Below are 20521 nucleotides of genomic sequence, written 5' to 3' on the forward strand. Positions count from 1 at the left end.
CCCCCCGGTAGAACGCGACCAGCGCCCCCTCTCCCCACTCCTCCGCGATCATCCGGCAGGCCAGCCAGCCCCCCTCGTAGGCCCGCGCCAAGCGCCCGGCCTCGCCCGTGAAGGCGAAGTCGCCGTTCGCGGGAAGCCCCGACGGCAGGTCGCCCGCGTCGACCGACGCGGCGAGCTCGGGGGCGGCCTGCCGGGCCGTGCGGTCCGTGCCCCGGTACGCGGTCCAGTCGGCGAAGCCCTCGGAGAGCCACTTCGGCGTGGCCGCCGTCGTCACCCCGCGCGTCGCGACATGCGTCGTCTCGTGCGTGAGCACGATCCGCCGGCCGAAGTCGCCGAGCTCCCCGTACGCCTCGGGGTTGACGACGATCCGGTCGCCGGTGGCGACGGCCGCGATGCCCCGGTAGTTCGCGGCGGGCGTCTCCAGGAGGGCGCCCATCCGGTCCAGGGAGGCAGGGGCCTCGACCACCACGCGCTTCGCCCAGCGCCCGCCCCACGCCGCGTCCACCGCCGGCACCGCGGCGTCCGCGAGGCCGGCCAGTTCGCGCAGCAGGCGCTCGTCCTGGCCCACTCCCAGGACGAGGCTTCGCGCGCCCCGCACGGCCGTGACCCGGCCCTGCTCCCACAGTTGCCCCGCCGGGTGCCCGGGCTCCTGCCCGGACACGTACCAGCGGCCGTCCCGCCGCGTCAGCGTCAGCCGGAGCGGGGCGGTGACGGGGGCCGTGTCGTGGCCCGCGAGCCGGTAGCACAGTTCGGCCTCGGCCACCGTGCCCGCGAGCCGCACCAGCCGGTACTCCCAGGAGGCCAGCGGCACGGCGGCGAGGTTGGCGAACACCAGGCGGCGCTCGGCCCGGTAGCCGTCTGCGGCGGGGTCGACGACCGCGAGGTACGCGGTCTCGTCCCGCCGCCGCACCGCCGCCGCCCAGCGGTCGAGGAGCCGCCGCACGGCCGCCGGGTCCGGCTCCGGGGGCTCGACGGAGGCGCCGGGACCGCAGCCCGTCAGCGCGGCCACGGCGAAGCCGAGGCCGAGGCCGCACACCGCCCGCCGCCCGACCGGCCCGCCGCCGTCACCGTCACCGTCCGTCACCCCCGCATCGTACGCACCGCGCGGGCGGCCGCCCTCAGGGGCGGGTGACGGACGAGATGGGCATCATGTCGGCCCGGTCGTAGCGCACCCGCGCGCCCGGGTAGGGCGCGTGCACGACCTGGCCGTTGCCCACGTACATCCCCACGTGGCTGGCGTCGTCGCGGTAGATCACCAGGTCGCCGGGGCGGGCCTCGGAGAGCGAGACGTGGTGTCCGGCGTTGCGCTGCGCCTGCGAGGTGCGCGGCAGGCCCACCCCGGCCCGGCCGTACGCCCACTGCATCAGCCCGGAGCAGTCGAAGGCGCCCGGCCCGGTGGCGCCCCAGGCGTAGGGCGAGCCGACGGCCTGCCGGACCGCCATGGCCGCGGCGAGGCCCCGGCCGGAGCCGACGGCCGCGGAGCCGACAGCCGCGGAGACGTCGCCGAGGGACGACAGGGCGGCGGCCCGCAGCGGGCCGCCCGAGCGCTCCCCGGAGCGCGAGGCGCGGGCGTACTCCTCGCGGTCGGCGTCCGGCAGGGAGTTGAGCAGCCGGCGGGCGGTGGCGAGCTTGTCCTCGACCTCCCGTTTGTGCCGCTCGACCGCCCGGCGGCTGTCCTCCAGCTCGGCGAGGGTGCGGGCGGCCTCCTGGCGCTCCTGGCGCAGGGTGCGCTGGGCGGCCAGCAGGGCGCGCAGCTGCTCGGCCTGACGGCCCGTGACGCGGTCGAGGGTGGCGGCCCGGTCGAGGTAGCCGTCGGGGTCCGAGGAGAGGATGAGCTCGATGGCGGGGTCCACGGCGCCGTGGCGGTACTGGGCGGTGGCGATCAGGCCGAGGGCGTCGCGCATCCGGTTGACCTTCTCCTGGCCGCGCGCGACGCGGTCGGCGACCTGTTCCACGCGCTCCCGCAGGCTGTCGGCGCGCTCTCCCGCCGCGTTGAACCTCTCGGTGGCCCGCTCGGCCTGTTCGTAGAGCCGGTCGAGCTGTGCCTTCACCGTCCCGGGGGCCTTGGAGTCGTCGGCGGGGTCACCGGGCCGGGCGAGCGCGGGTGCCGCCGAGAAGGCGGCCGCGGCGGTGGCCATGGCGGCGGACAGGACGGTGACCCGGACACTCTGGGTGAGACCGGACTGCGAACGGCGATGGGACGCCACGGGGGGCCGCACTTCCTTCCACTGTGTGCGGACCCTGCCGCCCGGTCGACGGGCGGACGACGGCCGGGCACCGCGCGCCAGACAGTAGCGGCGCGCTCACCCCCGGTTCAAAGACCTCGCGGTCGGCAAAAACGGCGCCCCGCCGTCAGACGCAGGTCACTGGCGGGGCGTGGTGTCACTTGCCGTAGTCGCGATTCGCCCGAAAGGGCGGCATGGCGCGGCGGAAGTGATGAACGGCGGAGGTTCAGCAGAGGTGTTGATCCAATCGGCGTTGATCGGATCAGCCGACGCGCACACCGAACTGGAACGGCATGTTGCCCATCGCCTCGTAGCGCACGAAGGCGCCGGTGCGGGGCGCGTGGAAGACCTTGCCGTTGCCCGCGTAGAGGCCGACGTGGTGCTGGTCGCCGTAGAAGATGACCAGGTCGCCGGGCTTGAGCTGGCTCTGGTCGTAGATCCGGGTGCCGGCGTTGGCCTGGTCCTGGGAGATGCGCGGGAGGGAGACGCCGGCCTGGCCGTAGGCCCACTGGGTCAGGCCGGAGCAGTCCCAGGTGGACATTCCGGTCGCGCCGTACTCGTAGGGCTTGCCCTCCTGGCTCTGCGCGTAGGCCAGGGCCGCGGCGGCGTGGCCGGAGCCCGCGGGGATGTTCGGGCGGGTCTCCGAGCGGTTGGCGCGGCCGCTGTCGCCGCCGCTCTTGCCGCTATCACCGGCCTTGCCGCCGGAGTCGCCCTTCTGGTCCGCGCCGGTGATCTCGGCGCGTTCCTTCTCGCTGAACTGGTTGAGCATCTTCTGGGCGTCGGCGAGCTTGCCCTGGACCTCGTCCTTGTGCTGCTCCACGGCCTTGCGGGTGGACTCCAGGTCCGCGAGCTTGGCGGAGGCCGCCGCGCGCTCCTGCTTGAGGGTGCGCTGCTTGGCGGCCATCAGCCGGAGGGTGTCGGCCTGCTTGGCGCTCAGCTGGCTGAGCCGGGAGGCCCGGTCCAGGTAGGTGTCGGGGTCCGAGGTGAGCAGCAGCTGGAGCGTGGGGTCGATGGACCCGGTGCGGTACTGCGAGGTGGCTATCAGGCCGAGGGCGCCGCGCATCCGGTTGAAATCGTCCTGGCCGCGCGCGACCTTGTCCTGGAGCTCGCTGACCTGCTTCTCCAGCTTGTCGTGCTGCTCCTTGGCCCCGTTGTACTTCTCGGTGGCCTGCTCCGCCTCTTCGTAGAGCTTGTCGACCTGGTCCTTGGCCTCGGACTTCGACAGCTTGGTGTCGGCGTGGGCGGCCTGCGCGGAGAGGGCGACGGCCATGGCCGCGGTAGCGGTCAGCACGGTGGCCCGAGTACGGCTCGGCTTCTTGGGACGACGGTGGGACGCCACGGAGACGAGCTCCTTCTTCTCTGGGCCGCCCGCCGCGCGAATTCCTCGGGCGCGACGGGACCTTCACCGCGCACCCGAACGGATGACCTGCCGGATGAAGGTTCGAGGCACGACCCTAGTGACCACCGTCGCCACCGTTCAAATTTTCTTGCGAAAAATCTTGGTCAGCGCCGCATCCTTTACCAACCTGACACAGTCGGTAATGAACACTTGACGGTCAGGTGCGGGCAAGTCGCTTCAGCAGCAAGGCCGATGCCACGGGGCGCGCGCCCGCCTTGGCCACCCCGTCCGCCACCTCGCGGTCCGTGGAGACCACCACGACCGGCCGGCCCGGCGGCTCGGCCCGCACCAGCTGACGGATCAGCTCGTCCGCCGTCACACCCGGCTTGCTGAACAGCACCCGCACCCCGCGCGGCGGCGCCAGCAGCACCGGGGCGGCCAGCTCCGCGCCGTCGAAGACACAGGTGACCTCGGCACCGCTCTGCGCGGCCAGCATCGCCAGCCCGCCCAGCAGCCGCAGCCGCTGCTTGTCCAGCGGCATCGTCGGATAGCCGGTCTTGGTGACGTTGTAGCCGTCGACGAGCAGATGCGTCTGAGGCAGCGCCAACAGCTGGTCCAGCAGCGCCGGATCGGTCTCCGACAGCGCCCGCGTCGCGATGTCCCGGGGCGTCATCGTGCCCGGCCGCACCGCGTCCACCGTGTCCGCCGGGGGCACCGAGACCGGCGGCAGCGCCAGCTCGCGGCGCAGCCCCTGCGCCGCGTCCAGCACGGTGTCCAGCAGCAGCCGCAGCCGGACGTCCTCGATGCTGCGGCCCTCGCGCGTCGCCCGGCGGCTGGCCTCCAGGGCCGCCTCGGCCTCCGAGAGCCGGGCCTTGGCCCGCCGCGCCTCGCCCTGCGCCGCCGCCTTCTCGGCGGCGGCCTCGGCGCGCAGCGCCTCCAGCTCGCCCTGGGCCTTGCGCAGCGCCGCCTCGCCGCGCCGCACATCGCTCTGCGCGCTGCGCAGCTTGCGCTGCAACGATTCGGTGTCCCGCCGGACGGCCTCCAGCTCGGCCCGGACCCGGTCCGTCTCGGCCTTCGCCTCCGCCCGCGCCGCGGCCAGCTCCTCGCGCAGCCGCGTCAGCTCGTGCCGGGCCTCCTCGTCGGCCCGCTCCGCGCTCGCCCGGGCCGCCTCCTCGCCCGCCGCCGTGACCAGCTTGACCCAGCCGGCCGGCCGCAGCACGAACGCCATGGCGGCCACGTCCTCCGGATCGGCGGCCGCCGGCGGCGAACCGGCCTCCAGGGCCTCCGCCAGCTCCGAGCCGGTCTCCCTCAGCCGCGCGGAGATCCGCTGCCGGAAAGCCATGTCGCTCTCCACCGCGGCGGCCATGGCGTTCCCCGCGAACTTGGCCCGGCGGGACGGGGTGAACCGGGCGTACTGCCGCAACTGGGCGGGAAGTTCCGCGACCGTCAGCCCGCCGAACGCCTCCGCGACAAGCCCGATGACCCGCCGCCTGATGCCTTCGGGCAACGGGCGGTCGAGCACCTCGCTGACGCCGTCGTCGGCCCCGCCGGCGTCACCGGCCGCCTCCACGCCGTCCGTGTGCTCCACCACCGCTTATCGCTCCCGTTCGTCAGGCATCGGCGCCCGGCCGGGCCACCAGCTCGATCTGGTCGACGGCGTTGCACCAGCGGCAACGCACGGACTCGATCGTCTCACTGACGATCTCGCGCTCCTCCACCGCGGGCTCCCCCGCCAGGTCGAGGTGCACGAACTCCACGGCCTTGGTCGTCCGCGTGACGTCGAAACGCGTGAGGTTGCCGCACAGGGTGCAGCGCCACCGGGTCCCGGCTGTCGGCTGGGGAACAACGCCCATCGTGTCGTCCGTCCTCGTCTGTGGTCCGCGGGGTGCTCCCCGTAACCCTACGGCCTGCCGGTCACCGGGCGCGGGGCGCGCGGCCCGCACGGACGGCCCGGCGAGGCGCTCTGCACGGGTTGCGCCCGGTACGCCATGATCTGGCCATGATCGAAACGGCAGGGCGCCCGGGCCGCTCCGGCACCCCCTGGGTGACCTGGACGGTCCTGGCCGTCTGCGGCGCGGTCTTCCTCGTCGGACCCGTCTCCGGCCTGAATCCGGTCTACGGCACCGGCCCCGGACTGCTGTCCGCCCAGACCGACTACTTCGCACGCTGGGGGGTCGTGCCGCAGGAGCTCCTCCACGGCTCCCCCTGGGCTCTGTGCACCCCGCTCACCGCGCTCTTCGTCCACGGGAACTGGCTGCATCTGCTGGGGAACATGCTCTTCCTCTATGTCTTCGGCGCCATGACCGAGGCCCATCTGGGCCGTACGGCGTTCCTCTGCTGCTACCTCCTCACCGGCTATCTGGCCCTGTTCGGCTACGCGGCCGTGCACGCCCACTCCGAACGCACGCTCGTGGGGGCGTCGGGAGCCATCTCCGGGGTGCTCGGCGCGTTCCTCTATCTCTTCCCCAGGGCACGGGTCACCAGCCTCTTCCCGTTCCTGTTCTTCCTGCCGCTGCGCTTTCCCGCCTGGGCCGTACTGCTGTTCTGGTTCGCGCTCCAGTGGCTGGCCACGGGGACGGACGCCGGGCGCCCCGGGGTCGCCTATCTGGCCCACGTCGTGGGATTCGCACTCGGATTCGGCTACGCCTGGGGCCTTCGCACACCTGCGGCTAGAGTGAAGGACGCAGCCAGGTCCACCGAAGGAGACAAACCGACGTGATCACTTCGATCGTGCTCATCAAGACCGACGTGGACCGGATCCCCGAGATCGCCGAGACCATCGCCGCCATCGAGGGCGTGAGCGAGGTCTATTCGGTCACCGGTGGGGCCGATCTGATCGCGATGGTGCGGGTGGCCCGGCACGACGATCTCGCGGATCTCATCCCGGGCCGGATCAGCAAGGTGCCGGGCGTGGCCTCGACCGAGACCCACATCGCCTTCCGCACCTACTCCCAGCACGACCTCGAAGCGGCCTTCGCGATCGGCCTCGACAACTAGCCCCGTAAGGGGCGCGGGGAACTGCGCGACCAGCCCCCACCGGCCCGCAGCCGGGGAACTAAGCGGGCACGCAACGCCCACCCTCGGTGCGATAACTCCAACGCGCCCCCACGGTCACAAGCTCCCGCACAGCCCGTACGAACCGCTCCACGTGCTCGTCGGGCGTCCCGGCCCCGAAGCTGACCCGGATGGCGTTCAGCGACCGCTCGTCGGGCGAGCCGCACTCGCCGGGCGCGTCCCGGTCACCGTCCAGCAGGACGCGGACCAGCGGATGTGCACAGAAAAGCCCATCCCGCACCCCGATGCCGTACTCGGCGGAGAGCGCGGCCGCGAAGTGGGAGCTGTTCCAGCCGTCCACGACGAAGGAGAGGACGCCCACGCGCGGGGCGTCCGCGCCGAACAGCGACAGCACCCGCACCCCGGGAACGTCCGCCAGCCCGGCCCGCACCCGCGCGATCAGCTCCCGCTCCCGCTCCACCAGCCGGTCGAAGCCGGTCTCCTGGAGCGCCTTGCAGGCGGCGGCGATGGCGTAGGCACCGATGACGTTGGGCGAGCCCGCCTCGTGCCGGGCCACGGTCTCGTGCCACTCGACCTCGACGCCGCCCTCCTCGTCCCGGGCCACCCTGCGGCTGGCGCCGCCGCCCGCCAGATACGGCTCGGCCTCGCGCAGCCAGTCCGCGCGCCCGGCGAGCACGCCGGCGCCGAACGGCGCGTACAGCTTGTGCCCGGAGAAGGCGACCCAGTCGACGTCCCACCCGGCGACGTCCACGGGGTGGTGTGGCGCCAACTGGGCGGCGTCCAGGACGATGCGCGCGCCGTGCGCGTGCGCGGCCGCCGCCAGCTCCCGTACCGGCCACACCTCACCGGTCACATTGGACGCGCCGGTCACACAGACCAGCGCCGGGCCGTAGGGCTCCCGGTCGGCCAGCGCCCGCTCCAGCGTCTCGACGGCCTCCCCCGGCGAACGGGGGGCGTCGAGGTAGGTGACCTGTGCGTCCCTCCACGGCAGCAGGGCGGCGTGGTGCTCGGTCTCGAAGACGAACACCCGGCAGCCGGCGGGCAGTACGGACGCCAGGAGGTTCAGCGAGTCGGTGGTGGAGCGGGTGAAGACCACCTGGTCGCCCTCGCGGCAGCCGAGGAACGAGGCGACGGTGGCCCGGCAGCCCTCGAACAGATCGGTCGACAGCTGTGAGAGGTACCCGGCGCCCCGGTGCACGCTGCCGTAGTACGGCGCGTAGGCGGCGACGTCGTCCCACACCCGCTGCAACGCCGGTGCGCTGGCGGCGTAGTCGAGCGCCGCGTAGGTCACCTCGCCCCCGGTGACGAGCGGGACGCGGACGTCACGACCGAGAACGGGCAGCGGCTCGACAGCGGTGATGACGGCAGTAACAGGGCATGCGGACATGGCGAATTCTCCCGGCAGGGGTGATGGATGAAGACGCGCACGCCCGCACGGGGGCGCACACGGGATTACCGGAAACGGGCCGTAGGCCCTATCGCATTCGCTGCGTCACGGAAGGATCTCCCTCGACAACCAGGATCCCTGGCGAGGGATCCGCGCTTGCCACAGGCGTCTGCCTGCGGCCTGGTCATCACCCGGGGCACCCCGCCACGGAAGGAGGGTTGCCGGACAGCAAGCCGGGGCCGAAACGCTGTCACTCGTGACCTGCGCAGCATCATGCCACAGGATCTTGAATGCGCAAGGGCGCGGTCCGCATCGCGGACCGCGCCCTTGCGGGGAGACTCAGCGGTTGCTGGCCGTCACCCACTTCTCCAGCACCCGCCGGGCCGCGCCCGAGTCGATGGACTCGGCCGCCCGCTCCATCCCGGCCCGGATCCGCTCCGTGAGCGGCGCGTCCGTGGGCGCCAGGGCGGCCAGCGCGGCGGCGGAGTTGAGCAGCACCGCGTCCCGGACCGGGCCGGTCTCCCCGGCGAGCAGCCGGCGGGCCACATCCGCGTTGTACGAGGCGTCGGCGCCCCGCAGCGCCTCGATGGGCACCAGGTCGATGCCGACGTCCCGGGGGTCGAACGATTCCTCCCGCACCCGGCCGTCCTCGACGATCCACACCCGGGAGGTGGCCGTCGTGGTGAGCTCGTCGAGCCCGTCGTCACCGCGGAAGACCAGCGCCGAGGAGCCGCGCTCGGCCAGCACCCCGGCCAGGATCGGCGCCATCCGGGCGTCCGCGACGCCGGTCGCCTGGGCCTTCACCCGAGCGGGGTTGGTCAGCGGGCCCAGGACGTTGAACGTCGTGCGGATGCCCAGCTCACGGCGGGCGGGGGCCACATAGCGCAGGGCGGGGTGGAACTTCACCGCGAAGCAGAAGGTGATGCCGGCCTCCTCGGCCACCTCCACCACCCGGCGCGGGGTCAGCTCCAGATTGACGCCGAGCTTCTCCAGGACGTCGGAGGCGCCGCTCGCGGAGGACGCGGCGCGGTTGCCGTGCTTGACGACCTTCGCCCCGGCGCCCGCGACGACGATCGAGGACATGGTGGAGATGTTGACGGTCTTGGCGCCGTCGCCGCCGGTGCCCACGATGTCGACGCTGGGGCCGGGCACCTCGATGAGATTGGCGTGCCGGTACATCGCCCGGACCAGGCCGGAGATCTCGGCGACCGTCTCGCCCTTGGCCCTCAGGGCGACCGCGAAGCCCGCGATCTGGGCGTCGGTGGCCTCCCCGCGCATGATCCGGTCCATGGCCCAGGCCGTGTCGTCGGCGTCGAGGTCCACTCCGCGCAGCAGGGCGTCCAGGAGGCCGGGCCAGGTGTGGGCCACCGAGCGCTCGCCGCCTGCGGGGGTCACGTTCATGGTCCACACTCCTGGTGGTCGGTCCCTGGTGGGGGCCGTCCGGGGCCCCCGCTACGCGGTCAAGCCTATCCACGTCCGGGAACGGCGAAGAGCCCCGTCCTGGGGGAACCTCCCAGCGGTAGCTGGGGGAACTGGACGGGGCTCTTGCCGTGGCGATCAGCGATCAGCGTGGGGGATCAGTGGTGGCCGTGGCCGCTCGTGATCTCCTGGTACTCCTCCGCGGTGGCCTTGGGGATGTGGGTCCCCTCGCCGTAGAAGCCCTTCGAGAGCTTCACACGGAGCTTCTGGCCGGCGCCGATCTTCCGGGCCACGCCGTTCTCGTCGACCTCCGGCTCCAGCTCGAGCGGCTTGGGCTGCTCGTGGGCCGTGAGGGTGTGCATCTGCTCCTGCGAGAGCGGCTCGTGGACCTCGATGAACTCACCGTGCGGCAGGCGCTTGATGATGCCCGACTCGCGGCCGTGCAGCACCTTCTCCTTGTCGCGGCGCTGGAGACCCATGCAGATCCGGCGCGTGGCGATGAAGGCGACGACCGGGCCGACGAAGAACGCGATCCGGACGAACCAGGTGATGGCGTTGATCGACAGGTGGAAGTGGGTGGCCCACAGGTCGTTTCCACCACCGACCAGCAGCACCAGGTACCAGGTCAGCCAGGCGACACCGAACGCGGTGCGCGTCGGGGCGTTGCGCGGGCGGTCCAGCAGGTGGTGCTCACGCTTGTCGCCGGTGACCCAGGACTCGATGAACGGGTAGACGGCGATGGCGGCCAGCACCAGCGGGAAGATCATCAGCGGGATGAACACGCCCAGGACGAGCGTGTGGCCCCACAGGTTGATCTCCCAGCCCGGCATCACACGGATGAGGCCCTCGGAGAAGCCCATGTACCAGTCGGGCTGGGCGCCGGTGGACACCTGATCCGGGCGGTACGGGCCCATGGCCCAGATCGGGTTGATCGACGCGAGGCCGGCGATGGCCGCGATCACACCGAAGACCAGGAAGAAGAAGCCTCCGGCCTTGGCCATGTAGACCGGCAGCAGCGGCATGCCGACCACGTTGTTGTTCGTCCGGCCGGGGCCGGGGAACTGCGTGTGCTTGTGGTAGAAGACCAGGATCAGGTGCGCCACCAGCAGGCCGAGCATGATGCCCGGCAGCAGCAGGACGTGGATCGAGAAGAACCGCGGCACGAAGTCCGAGCCGGGGAACTCGCCCCCGAACAGGAACATCGAGACGTAGGTGCCCACGATCGGGATGGAGAGGATCGCACCCTCCATGAAGCGGACACCGGTGCCCGAGAGCAGGTCGTCCGGCAGGGAGTAACCGGTGAAACCGGTGAACATGCCGAGGACCAGCAGCAGGAAGCCGAACAGCCAGTTGACCTCACGCGGCTTGCGGAACGCGCCGGTGAAGAAGACGCGCATCATGTGCACGAGCATGCCCGCGACGAAGATGAGCGCCGCCCAGTGGTGGATCTGCCGGATGAGCAGACCACCGCGGACGTCGAAGCTGATGTCCATGGTCGACTTGAACGCCTCGGACATCCGCATGCCCTGCATGGGGACGTACGAGCCGTGGTAGACGACCTCGTTCATGCTCGGGTGGAAGAACAGCGTCAGATACACACCCGTGAGGATGATGATGATGAAGCTGTAGAGGCAGACCTCGCCCAGCATGAAGGACCAGTGGTCCGGGAAGATCTTCCGCATGTTGACCTTGGCCAGGCTGTAGATGCCCAGTCGGCCGTCGGCCCAGTCGGCGACCCGCTCGCCCGCGGGTGCCTTGCGGCGGTTGTCATTGGTGGCAGTACTCATCCGCGCTCCCAGTACGCAGGACCGACGGGCTCGGAGAAGTCGCCCATGGCCTCAAGGTAACCCTTGTCATTGACCTTGATCCGCAGCTGCGGAAGGGCGTGGCCGGCCGGGCCGAAGATCACTCGACCGCCGTCGGAGAGGTCGAAGGTCGACTGGTGGCACGGGCACAGCACGTGGTGCGTCTGCTGCTCGTAGAGGCTGATCGGGCAGCCGACGTGGGTGCAGATCTTGGAGTACGCGACGATGCCGTCGGCGGACCAGTCCAGGGACTTCTTGTCCTTGATGTTCTCCGGGCGGAGCCGGACGATCATCAGGGCGGCCTTGGCGATCTCCTTCTGGAAGTCGTGGTCCTCCTCGGACATGCCCTCGGGCATGGCGAAGGTGAGGGACCCGACCTGGACGTCCTCCGGGCGCAGCGGCTGCAGCGTGTTCTGGTTGATGAGCATCTTGCCCTCGGACCAGGCGGTCTTGCGCAGCTTGGTGCCGGGCAGCGGACCGAGGTCGCGGAGCAGCATCACACCGGAGAGCGGCACCAGGGCCAGCGCGCCGAACATCGTGTTGCGCAGCAGCTTGCGGCGGCCGAAGGTCGACTCCTCCGCGCCCTGCTTGAAGTCGGCCAGCACCTTGGCCTTGACCTCCGGGGAGGCCTCGATCGGGTGCCGGTCGTCCGCGGACTCGACGTCGGACATCAGGGTGCGGGCCCAGTGGACCGCGCCCGCGCCGATGCAGAACAGCGCCACGCCGAGGGTCAGGCCCAGCGAGAAGTTCAGGGCGCTGATGTGACCGATCGGGAAGACGTAGATGTTCTTGTCGACCGGGAGGGACACATAGGCGGCGATGAAACCGACCGTGGCCAGCATGGACAGGACGAACAGGAACGCGACCACGCGCTCGGAGCGCTGGGCGGCCTGCTCGTCGATGTCCTGCTTGCGGTGCTCGTGCGGCGGCAGCCCCGGGTCGGCGAACGGGTCGGCGGCGGTGGCTACGGCACCGTGCGCGTCGCCCTGCGCGGCGGGCAGGGTCTCTTCAGGAATGTCTTGGCTACTCATGACTTCTTGGCCTTAGCGGTGTGGGCCGCGACCCAGATGGCGACGGCGATCAGGGCGCCGAGACCGAAGATCCACGCGAACAGACCCTCGCTGACCGGGCCGAGCCCGCCCAGCTCGAGACCGCCCGGGCTCTTGGTCTTGTCGCTGTTGACCGTGTCGAGGTACGCGATGATGTCCTTCTTGTTCTTCTCCGACATCGTGGTGTCGGGGAAGGAAGGCATGTTCTGCGGGCCCGTCTGCATGGCCTCGTAGATGTGCTTCGGGTTGACGCCCTCGAGCGTCGGGGCGTACTTGCCGTTCGAGAGCGCGCCGCCCTTGCCGGTGAAGTTGTGGCACTGGGCGCAGTTCGTGCGGAAGAGCTCGCCACCCTTCGCGATGTCGGCGCCCTCCGGGCTGTACTGGCTCTTCGTCGGCTGGGCCGGGCCCGCGCCGAGGGAGGCGATGTACGCGGCCAGCTGGTCGATCTCGGCCTGGGAGTAGATCGCCTTCTTGCGGGGCGCCTGGGCGCCCTGCTGCTGGAGCGGCATACGGCCGGTGGCGACCTGGAAGTCGACGGCGGCGGCGCCCACGCCGACCAGGCTCGGCCCGTCGGTGGTGCCCTGACCGCCGGTGCCGTGGCAGCTTGCGCAGCCCACGGAGTAGAGCTTCTTGCCCTCCTCGATGGCGAGGGACTGGGCGCTGTCATCGGCCTTGGCCGTGTCGGCCGGCGCGAACGCGGCGTACAGCCCCCCAGTTACCGCCAGCGCGAAGAGTAGGACGACGACCGCCGCCAGCGGATGGCGTCGTCGTGCGGAGAGCTTTTTCACGGATTACCCCGGTGTCAGGATCTTCTGCGTCGATCTGGACTGTTGGTCCGGTGCGGGACAGGACCGATTACTTGATCAAGTAGATCGTGGCGAAGAGGCCGATCCACACCACGTCGACGAAGTGCCAGTAGTAGGACACGACGATGGCCGCCGTCGCCTGGTGGTGGGTGAACCTCTTGGCCGCGTACGTCCTGCCCAGGACCAGCAGGAAGGCGATGAGACCGCCCGTCACGTGCAGGCCGTGGAAGCCGGTCGTCAGGTAGAACACCGAGCCGTACGGGTCCGAGGAGAGCGAGAGGCCTTCCTCCTTGACCAGATCGGTGTACTCGAAGACCTGGCCGCCGATGAAGATGGCACCCATCACGAAGGTGATCACGAACCACAGGCGCAGCTTCTTCACGTCACCGCGCTCGGCGGCGAAGACGCCGAGCTGGCAGGTGAGGGAGGAGAGCACCAGGATCGTGGTGTTGGTGGCCGAGAACGGAAGGTTCAGCGCGGACGCCATTTCCTTCCAGTGGTCGGGGCCGGTCACCGATCGCAGGGTGAAGTACATCGCGAAGAGGGCCGCGAAGAACATCAGCTCGGAACTCAGCCAGATGATGGTTCCGACGCTGGTGAGGTTCGGTCGATTGACCGACGGGTGCGCGTGCCCGGTATCTGTTGCTGTTGCTGTCGCCACGACCGACATTATGTCGGTCGCTTATCTCGCGCTCACCCCGGGGGGTGCCGTTCGGTGTGTCAAGACCGTATGCCCAGCTCGTATGGCCCATTGGGGCGGTCCCCCAAAGGGAGGAAGCGGCACTTCGGGCGCCTCGCGGGGCCCGCCGACCCCTCCTCCCGGGCGCCGTTCGCGGAGTAGCATCCGCGCACAACAGCCCTGCCTGCCCACGAGCATGGAGGAACGATGCGGACGACCGCCACGGTGCTGGTCTACAGCGACGACGCGAGCAAGCGGGAGCAGGTGCGGCTCGCCGCGGGCCGGCGGCCGGCCGCCGACGTGCCCGAGGTGCGCTATCTGGAGTGCGCGACGCTGCCGGCGGTGCTGCGGACCCTGAAGGAGCACCGGGTGGACGTGTGCGTCCTGGACGGCGAGACGGCGCCCGCGGGCGGCATGGGGGTGTGCCGGCAGCTGAAGGACGAGGTGTTCCGCTGCCCGCCGGTGCTGCTGCTCATCGGCCGTCCGCAGGACGCCTGGCTGGCCACCTGGAGCAGGGCCGACGCGGCGGTCACCCATCCGGTGGACCCGGTGGCCCTCGCGGACGCGCTGGCCGGGCTGCTGAGGCCGCGGCAGCCGGTGGAGGCCTGACGGCCGAGGGCCGGCGCGGCTAGAGGCGGGGGCGCAGCCGGGCCGTGTCGGCCGGGCTCGTGCCCTCCCGTTTGCCGGCGGCCAGGGCGCTGCCCTCGCGCCACTGCTTCCAGGGCATGTTCCAGTCGCCGAAGCCGTTGTCGAAGGGGGTCATGGTGGCCCCTGCGCTGCCCACGACCTTGACGATGTCGCCGACGCGCACGTTGTCGAAGAACCACTTGGCGTTGGCGGTGCTCATGCCCGTGCAGCCGTGGCTGACGTTGTCCGCCCCCTGCGAGCCCTCGGACCAGGGGGCGGCGTGGACGTATTCGCCGCTCCATGTGACCCGGGTGGCCCAGTAGACGGGCAGATCGTAGGCGTCGGAGCTGCCCTCGGAGATGCCGATGCTGGTGCCGCGCATGCGTACGAAGGCTTCCTGGCCCAGGACGACCTTGACCCCGTTGCGGGTGGCGTAGCCGGGCTTGCCGGTGGTCACGGGGATGGAGCGGATCTCCTGGCCGTTCTTGAGGACCGCCATGTAGTGGGCGCTGGCGTCGGTGACGGCCTCCACCCGGTCGCCGGTGGTGAGCCGGACGCCCTTGACGGGGCCGCCGTAGAGGCCGCTGCCGACCTTGATGCCCTCCAGGGTGGCGCGCACGTCGATGGCGGCGTGGGCGGGCCAGTACTCCTGCGGGCGGTAGTGGAGGGTCTTGTTGTCCACCCAGTACCAGGAGCCCTGGACGGCGGGTTCGGACTCCACCTTGAGGGTGCGTTCGACGACGGCGCGCGCGGCCGGGTCCTGGACGGGCTCGCTGAGCTCGGCCGTGATGGGCTGCCCGACGCCGTAGGTGCCGTTCTGCGGGCCGAACGCGACCCGGAGCACCCGGTTGGCCCGGCTGGTCTCGAAATCCATCGTCCGGCGGCCCTGGGCGCCGTCCTCGTCCTCCGTGCTGACGCGCACGGTGTAGCGCGCCCCGGCGGACAGGGCGCCGGTGCTGCGCCAGCGGGAGCCGTCGGGGTCGAGGTCACCCTTGACGCGCCGTCCGGAGGCGTCCGTGACGGTGACGTCCGTGATCCGGTCGCCGCCCTCGGCGGTCACCTCGATGGGCCTGCCGGGATCCGCCTTCTGCCCGTCCCCGGCGCCGCCGGCCAGGCCGACGTCCGTGGCGTCGTAGGGCTCGTCGGCCAGCGGGTTCGACGAGCCGCCGCACGCGGTGACCACCACCAGGGCCACGGAGGACAGCAGCAGGGTCCAGAAGGGCACCGCGCCGTGTCGGGGTGACTGACTCATGGTCACACCGTAGGAAGGATCGACGCGCGCGGCTTGCGGTGCGACTGCACACGGGTGAACAACGCGACGGGCCCCGCGCACCGTGAGGTGCGCGGGGCCCGTCGTCCGCTGCGTGGAACCTACTGGTTCTGGTTCTCGCCGCGGTAGAACTCGAACACCCAGCCGAAGAGGCCGATCAGGATGACCGGGGCCGAGAAGTACATGAGCCACCAGCCGAAGCAGATGCTCATGAAGGCGAGGGCGCCACCGACCGCCAGGGAGAGCGGCTGCCAGCTGTGCGGGGCGAAGAAGCCCAGCTCGCCGGCGTCGTCGGCGACGTCCGCCTCCTTGTTGTCCTGGGCACCCGCGTCCACCCGGCGCGCGGTGAACGCCAGGTAGTAGCCGACCATGATGCACAGGCCGAAGGACATGAAGAGCGCGGTCGTGCCGACCGTCTCCTTCGACCACACGCCATAGACGATCGCCATGGCGAGGATGAAGACGGAGAGCCAGATGAACATCTTGCCCTGGATCTTCACTTGCCGGCCTCCTTGCCACCCGCGAGGGCCTTCTCGGCCGCGAGGTTCTCTTCGAGCTCCAGGGCCGCGATCTCCGGGTGGTGGAGGTCGAACGCCGGGGATTCGGAGCGGATCCGCGGCAGCGTGAGGAAGTTGTGCCGCGGCGGCGGGCAGGAGGTCGCCCACTCCAGCGAGCGGCCGTAGCCCCACGGGTCGTCGACCTCGACCTTCTTGCCGTACTTGGCGGTCTTCCAGACGTTGTAGAAGAACGGCAGGATCGACAGGCCCAGCAGGAAGGAGCTGATGGTCGAGATGGTGTTCAGCGTGGTGAAGCCGTCGGAGGCGAGGTAGTCCGCGTAACGACGCGGCATGCCCTCGGCACCCAGCCAGTGCTGCACCAGGAACGTGCCGTGGAAGCCCACGAACAGCGTCCAGAAGGTGATCTTGCCCAGGCGCTCGTCCAGCATCTTGCCGGTGAACTTCGGCCACCAGAAGTGGAAGCCGGAGAACATCGCGAAGACCACGGTGCCGAAGATGACGTAGTGGAAGTGCGCGACGACGAAGTACGAGTCCGAGACGTGGAAGTCCATCGGGGGCGAGGCCAGGATGACGCCGGTCAGACCACCGAAGGTGAAGGTGATCAGGAAGCCGACGGCCCACAGCATCGGGGTCTCGAAGGACAGCGAGCCCTTCCACATGGTGCCGATCCAGTTGAAGAACTTCACACCGGTCGGGACCGCGATCAGGAAGGTCATGAAGGAGAAGAACGGCAGGAGCACGCCACCGGTGACATACATGTGGTGCGCCCACACGGTGACCGAAAGACCGGCGATGGAAATCGTCGCCGCGATCAGGCCCCAGTAACCGAACATCGGCTTCCGGGAGAACACCGGAATGACCTCGGAAATGATGCCGAAGAACGGCAGCGCGATGATGTACACCTCGGGGTGTCCGAAGAACCAGAAGAGGTGCTGCCAGAGCAGTGCTCCACCGTTTTCCGCGCTGAATACTTGTGCGCCGAATTTACGGTCCGCCTCCAGGGCGAACAGCGCGGCGGCCAGCACCGGGAAGGCCAGCAGGACCAGCACACCGGTCAGCAGGACGTTCCAGGTGAAGATCGGCATGCGGAACATCGTCATGCCGGGCGCGCGCATGCAGATGATCGTGGTGATGAAGTTGACCGAACCGAGGATCGTGCCGAAGCCGGAGAAGGCCAGACCCATGATCCACATGTCGGCGCCGACACCCGGCGAACGGACCGCGTCCGACAGCGGGGAGTAGGCGAACCAGCCGAAGTCGGCGGCGCCCTGCGGGGTGAGGAAGCCACCCACCGCGATCAGCGAGCCGAAGAGGTAGAGCCAGTAGGCGAACATGTTCAGCCGCGGGAACGCCACGTCGGGCGCGCCGATCTGAAGCGGCATGATCCAGTTCGCGAATCCGGCGAACAGCGGCGTCGCGAACATCAGCAGCATGATCGTGCCGTGCATCGTGAACGCCTGGTTGAACTGCTCGTTCGACATGATCTGCGTGCCGGGACGGGCCAGCTCGGCGCGCATGAGGAGCGCCATCAGGCCGCCGATGCAGAAGAACGCGAACGACGTGACCAGGTACATCGTGCCGATGGTCTTGTGGTCAGTGGTGGTGAGCCACTTGATCACCTGACTGCCGGGCTGCTTCTGGCGTACGGGCGGTGCTGCCGTGGCTGTTGCGGCGGCGGCACCCTGGGGTTCGTTGAGGATGCTCACTTGTTCTTGGTCTCCGCGTTCTTCGCGTGATCCGTCTGCGCGATGCCCGCCGGCTGGTAACCGGTCTGGCCCTTGGCCGCCAGCTCCTTCAGGTGCGCCTTGTACCGCTCCGGAGAGACGACCTTGACGTTGAAGAGCATCCGGGAGTGGTCCTGGCCGCAGAGCTCGGCGCACTTGCCCAGGAAGGTGCCCTCCTTGTTGGGGGTCACCGTGAAGCTGTTGGTGTGGCCGGGGATGACGTCCTGCTTCATCAGGAACGGCACCACCCAGAAGGAGTGGATGACGTCCCGCGAAGTGAGGACGAACTCGACCGTCTCGCCCTTGGGCAGCCACAGGGTCGGACCCGGGTTGCCCGTCTGCGGGTTGCGGTCACCGGGTACGCCGACCTCGTAGACACCCTCGGCTCCCTGCGGCGCCTTCTTCAGGAACCGGTCGGGGATGGCGTTGAGCTCCTTGTTCTCACGGAGCGGCTGCGCCGGGGTGGCCGTGTTGCCGTCGACGTTCTCGATGTAGTTGAACGCCCAGCTCCACTGGAAGCCGACCACGTTGACGACGTGCTGCGGCTTGTCAGGGTTCGTCAGGAGCTTGTTCTCATCACGCGCGGTGAAGTAGAAGAGCACCGAAACGATGATGATCGGGACCACGGTGTACAGCGCCTCGATGGGCATGTTGTACCGGGTCTGCGTGGGGATCTCCACCTTCGACTTGCTGCGCCGGTGGAAGATGACGCTCCAGATGATCAGGCCCCACACCAGGACACCGACCGCGAGAGCCGCGGCCCAGGAGCCCTGCCAGAGGGAGAGGATCCGCGGCGCCTCTTCCGTGACGGGCGTTGGCATGCCGAGGCGGGGGAAGTCCTTCGATGTGCAACCGGTGGCGGTCGCCAGGACAGCGCCCGCGGCCAGCGCCTGCAGCAGCTTCCGCCGCACCGGGCGCCGCGACGAGCGGTCGGAGCCGTTGGGACTCACGTAGCGCCTTCCCGAGAGTCTCGCCCGTGCGGCCGGCTGCGGCCGTCTCGCTGGTCGGTCGCCGGCCCGCTGCGGGCAGGGGTTTGGATGTTTATGCGGACCAAACCCTACTGGACGCTATTTGGGGTCGCGCGGGGAGGGTGCCCAACGCGCCGGTCCGGTCCCCGAAGGGGTGGAATCCAGGGCTCCGGAGGCCAACTGGAGGACCGTCAGACAGGGGCATCCGCGCAGCCCAGAGCCCTGCCGGCGGCCTCGGCGACGACCCCGGCGACGGGTGGGCGGGGACACCCCCGCGGCCGGCTCCCAGCCGGGGTTAGCGTTCATATGTGCCCTACTTCGACGCCGCTTCCGCAGCCCCCCTCCACCCGGTCGCCCGCCAGGCGCTGCTCGCCGCCCTCGACGAGGGCTGGGCCGACCCCGCCCGCCTCTACCGCGAGGGCCGCCGCGCCCGGCTGCTGCTGGACGCCGCGCGCGAGGCCACGGCCGAGGCCGTCGGCTGCCGGCCCGACGAGCTCGCATTCACTCCTTCGGGTACCCGCGCCCTGCACGACGGCATCGCCGGAGCGCTCGCCGGACGCCGCCGGACCGGCCGTCATCTGGTGATGTCGGCCGTGGAGCACTCCGCCGTCCTCCACTCGGGCGAGGCGCTGGAGGCGGACGGCGGCAGCGTCACCCGCGTCCCCGTGGACCGCGCCGGCCGCGTGGACCCCGCCGGCTACGCGGCGGCCCTGCGCCCGGACACCGCGCTCGCGGTCCTCCAGTCCGCCAACCACGAGGTCGGCACCGAGCAGCCGCTCGCCGAGGTCACCGAGGCCTGCCGGGCGGCGGGGGTGCCGCTGCTGGTGGACGCCGCGCAGTCGCTCGGCTGGGGCCCGGTGGCCCCGGGCTGGTCACTGCTGACCGCGAGCGCGCACAAGTGGGGCGGCCCGGCCGGGGTGGGCCTGCTGGCCGTACGCAAGGGGGCCCGGTTCGCGGCGCGCGGACCGGTGGACGAACGGGAGTCCGGCCGCGCCCCGGGCTTCCCCGACCTCCCGGCGATCGTCGCCGCCGCGGCCTCGCTGCGGGCGGTGCGCGCGGAGGCGGCGGAGGAGGCCGCGCGGCTGCGGGCGCTGGTCGACCGGATCCGCGTCCGGGTGCCCGAGCTCGTCCCGGACGTGGAGGTGGTCGGCGACCCGGAACGGCGGCTGCCGCACCTGGTGACGTTCTCCTGCCTGTACGTCGACGGGGAGACGCTGCTGCACGCGCTGGACCGCGAGGGCTTCTCGGTCTCGTCCGGCTCGTCCTGCACGTCCAGCACGCTGGAGCCGAGCCATGTGCTGCGGGCGATGGGGGTGCTGTCGGAGGGGAACGTACGGGTTTCGCTGCCGCGGGGGGCTGCTTCGGAGGACGTGGACGCCTTCCTCGGCGTGCTGCCGGGGGTGGTGGCGTCGGTGCGTGACCGGCTCGGGGCGCCTACGGGAGCCTCTCCCGCCCCTGCCGGGGGCGAGGAGGAGCTCGTCGTCGACTCGCTCGGGAAGCGGTGCCCGATTCCGGTGATCGAGCTGGCGAAGGTCATCGGGAACGTGCCCGTGGGCGGGCTGGTCACGGTCTTGTCCGATGACGAGGCCGCGCGGCTCGACATTCCCGCGTGGTGCGGGATGCGCTCGCAGGAGTACGTCGGGGAGCGGCCCGTGGAGCGCGGGGTCGCTTATACGGCTGTCTCTTATAC

The 20521-nt window shown here is 70.7% G+C and carries 19 protein-coding genes and 1 riboswitch; of the genes, 4 read left to right on the forward strand and 15 right to left on the reverse strand.

Annotated elements, in window-relative coordinates:
• The 5 genes from K6I33_RS13260 to K6I33_RS13280 all read right to left on the reverse strand — a co-directional run.
• Nucleotides 1-1084: hypothetical protein (locus tag K6I33_RS13260; protein ID WP_374284327.1), on the reverse strand; the 1084-nt coding region annotated here is incomplete at its 3' end.
• Between the two features lie 34 nt (nt 1085-1118).
• Nucleotides 1119-2207 carry a C40 family peptidase gene (locus K6I33_RS13265; protein WP_229351275.1) on the reverse strand — a complete coding sequence of 363 codons (1089 nt, stop codon included), beginning with the start codon at nt 2205-2207 and terminating at the stop codon, nt 1119-1121.
• A gap of 280 nt (nt 2208-2487) precedes the next feature.
• Entirely contained in the window at nt 2488-3564 is a 1077-nt protein-coding gene (locus K6I33_RS13270) for a C40 family peptidase (RefSeq protein ID WP_229351277.1), read from the reverse strand.
• 217 nt (nt 3565-3781) lie between these two features.
• The gene (locus K6I33_RS13275; protein ID WP_229351308.1) at nt 3782-5152 is read right to left on the reverse strand and encodes an NYN domain-containing protein; all 1371 of its coding nucleotides are present in this window, start codon (nt 5150-5152) and stop codon (nt 3782-3784) included.
• Between the two features lie 22 nt (nt 5153-5174).
• The gene (locus K6I33_RS13280) at nt 5175-5417 is read right to left on the reverse strand and encodes a hypothetical protein (RefSeq protein WP_229351279.1); all 243 of its coding nucleotides are present in this window, start codon (nt 5415-5417) and stop codon (nt 5175-5177) included.
• Between the two features lie 146 nt (nt 5418-5563).
• Between K6I33_RS13280 and K6I33_RS13285 the strand changes: the two genes are divergently transcribed.
• Nucleotides 5564-6283 (forward strand): rhomboid family intramembrane serine protease, encoded by a 720-nt coding sequence (locus K6I33_RS13285; protein WP_229351281.1) that lies wholly within the window; start codon nt 5564-5566, stop codon nt 6281-6283.
• On the forward strand, nt 6280-6561 hold the full coding sequence (locus tag K6I33_RS13290) for an Lrp/AsnC ligand binding domain-containing protein (RefSeq protein ID WP_189455306.1): 282 nt from the start codon (nt 6280-6282) through the stop codon (nt 6559-6561). Before K6I33_RS13285 ends, K6I33_RS13290 begins: the two co-directional genes overlap by 4 nt.
• A gap of 58 nt (nt 6562-6619) precedes the next feature.
• Here the strand turns inward: K6I33_RS13290 and K6I33_RS13295 are convergent, their stop codons facing one another.
• The 6 genes from K6I33_RS13295 to K6I33_RS13320 form a co-directional block, all read right to left on the reverse strand.
• Nucleotides 6620-7966 (reverse strand): aminotransferase class V-fold PLP-dependent enzyme, encoded by a 1347-nt coding sequence (locus tag K6I33_RS13295; protein ID WP_229351283.1) that lies wholly within the window; start codon nt 7964-7966, stop codon nt 6620-6622.
• Between the two features lie 147 nt (nt 7967-8113).
• A riboswitch (SAM riboswitch) is annotated at nt 8114-8228 on the reverse strand.
• A gap of 77 nt (nt 8229-8305) precedes the next feature.
• Complete coding sequence (gene trpD, locus K6I33_RS13300) at nt 8306-9367, reverse strand: anthranilate phosphoribosyltransferase (protein WP_229351285.1); 1062 nt, start codon at nt 9365-9367, stop codon at nt 8306-8308.
• Between the two features lie 176 nt (nt 9368-9543).
• Complete coding sequence (locus K6I33_RS13305; protein ID WP_229351287.1) at nt 9544-11172, reverse strand: ubiquinol-cytochrome c reductase cytochrome b subunit; 1629 nt, start codon at nt 11170-11172, stop codon at nt 9544-9546.
• On the reverse strand, nt 11169-12221 hold the full coding sequence (locus K6I33_RS13310; protein WP_229351289.1) for a ubiquinol-cytochrome c reductase iron-sulfur subunit: 1053 nt from the start codon (nt 12219-12221) through the stop codon (nt 11169-11171). The genes K6I33_RS13305 and K6I33_RS13310 overlap by 4 nt, the downstream gene beginning before the upstream one ends.
• Nucleotides 12218-13027, reverse strand: a complete 810-nt coding sequence (locus tag K6I33_RS13315) for a c-type cytochrome (RefSeq protein ID WP_229351291.1) — start codon at nt 13025-13027, stop codon at nt 12218-12220. The genes K6I33_RS13310 and K6I33_RS13315 overlap by 4 nt, the downstream gene beginning before the upstream one ends.
• Before the next feature lie 67 nt (nt 13028-13094).
• The gene (locus tag K6I33_RS13320; protein WP_229351293.1) at nt 13095-13715 is read right to left on the reverse strand and encodes a heme-copper oxidase subunit III; all 621 of its coding nucleotides are present in this window, start codon (nt 13713-13715) and stop codon (nt 13095-13097) included.
• Nucleotides 13716-13931: 216 nt separating this feature from the next.
• Between K6I33_RS13320 and K6I33_RS13325 the strand changes: the two genes are divergently transcribed.
• Entirely contained in the window at nt 13932-14333 is a 402-nt protein-coding gene (locus tag K6I33_RS13325; protein ID WP_229351295.1) for a hypothetical protein, read from the forward strand.
• A 19-nt stretch (nt 14334-14352) separates the two neighbouring features.
• Here the strand turns inward: K6I33_RS13325 and K6I33_RS13330 are convergent, their stop codons facing one another.
• The 4 genes from K6I33_RS13330 to coxB all read right to left on the reverse strand — a co-directional run bounded on the left by K6I33_RS13330 (nt 14353) and on the right by coxB (nt 18813).
• On the reverse strand, nt 14353-15603 hold the full coding sequence (locus K6I33_RS13330; protein ID WP_229351297.1) for an Ig-like domain-containing protein: 1251 nt from the start codon (nt 15601-15603) through the stop codon (nt 14353-14355).
• 119 nt (nt 15604-15722) lie between these two features.
• A complete protein-coding gene (locus tag K6I33_RS13335; RefSeq protein ID WP_229351300.1) occupies nt 15723-16121 on the reverse strand; it encodes a cytochrome c oxidase subunit 4 in 399 nt (132 codons plus the stop codon).
• Nucleotides 16118-17845 (reverse strand): cytochrome c oxidase subunit I, encoded by a 1728-nt coding sequence (gene ctaD / locus K6I33_RS13340; protein WP_229351302.1) that lies wholly within the window; start codon nt 17843-17845, stop codon nt 16118-16120. The genes K6I33_RS13335 and ctaD overlap by 4 nt, the downstream gene beginning before the upstream one ends.
• Nucleotides 17842-18813 (reverse strand): cytochrome c oxidase subunit II, encoded by a 972-nt coding sequence (gene coxB / locus K6I33_RS13345; RefSeq protein WP_126913792.1) that lies wholly within the window; start codon nt 18811-18813, stop codon nt 17842-17844. The genes ctaD and coxB overlap by 4 nt, the downstream gene beginning before the upstream one ends.
• Before the next feature lie 326 nt (nt 18814-19139).
• On the opposite strand from coxB, the gene K6I33_RS13350 reads away from it, so the two are divergent.
• On the forward strand, nt 19140-20521 hold a 1382-nt coding region (locus tag K6I33_RS13350), incomplete at its 3' end, for a cysteine desulfurase/sulfurtransferase TusA family protein (protein ID WP_229351304.1).

Origin of the sequence: Streptomyces sp. UNOB3_S3, from assembly GCF_020740895.1 — a bacterium.
Taxonomy (GTDB): domain Bacteria; phylum Actinomycetota; class Actinomycetes; order Streptomycetales; family Streptomycetaceae; genus Streptomyces.

What these genes read in the sequence shown, in the direction of transcription:
- K6I33_RS13280 (WP_229351279.1), bottom strand. Translation starts at nt 5,417, where the DNA reads ATGGGCGTTGTTCCCCAGCCGACAGCCGGGACCCGGTGGCGCTGCACC.
- K6I33_RS13285 (WP_229351281.1), top strand. Translation starts at nt 5,564, where the DNA reads ATGATCGAAACGGCAGGGCGCCCGGGCCGCTCCGGCACCCCCTGGGTG.
- K6I33_RS13295 (WP_229351283.1), bottom strand. Translation starts at nt 7,966, where the DNA reads ATGTCCGCATGCCCTGTTACTGCCGTCATCACCGCTGTCGAGCCGCTG.
- trpD (WP_229351285.1), bottom strand. Translation starts at nt 9,367, where the DNA reads ATGAACGTGACCCCCGCAGGCGGCGAGCGCTCGGTGGCCCACACCTGG.
- K6I33_RS13305 (WP_229351287.1), bottom strand. Translation starts at nt 11,172, where the DNA reads ATGAGTACTGCCACCAATGACAACCGCCGCAAGGCACCCGCGGGCGAG.
- K6I33_RS13310 (WP_229351289.1), bottom strand. Translation starts at nt 12,221, where the DNA reads ATGAGTAGCCAAGACATTCCTGAAGAGACCCTGCCCGCCGCGCAGGGC.
- K6I33_RS13320 (WP_229351293.1), bottom strand. Translation starts at nt 13,715, where the DNA reads ATGTCGGTCGTGGCGACAGCAACAGCAACAGATACCGGGCACGCGCAC.
- K6I33_RS13325 (WP_229351295.1), top strand. Translation starts at nt 13,932, where the DNA reads ATGCGGACGACCGCCACGGTGCTGGTCTACAGCGACGACGCGAGCAAG.
- K6I33_RS13330 (WP_229351297.1), bottom strand. Translation starts at nt 15,603, where the DNA reads ATGAGTCAGTCACCCCGACACGGCGCGGTGCCCTTCTGGACCCTGCTG.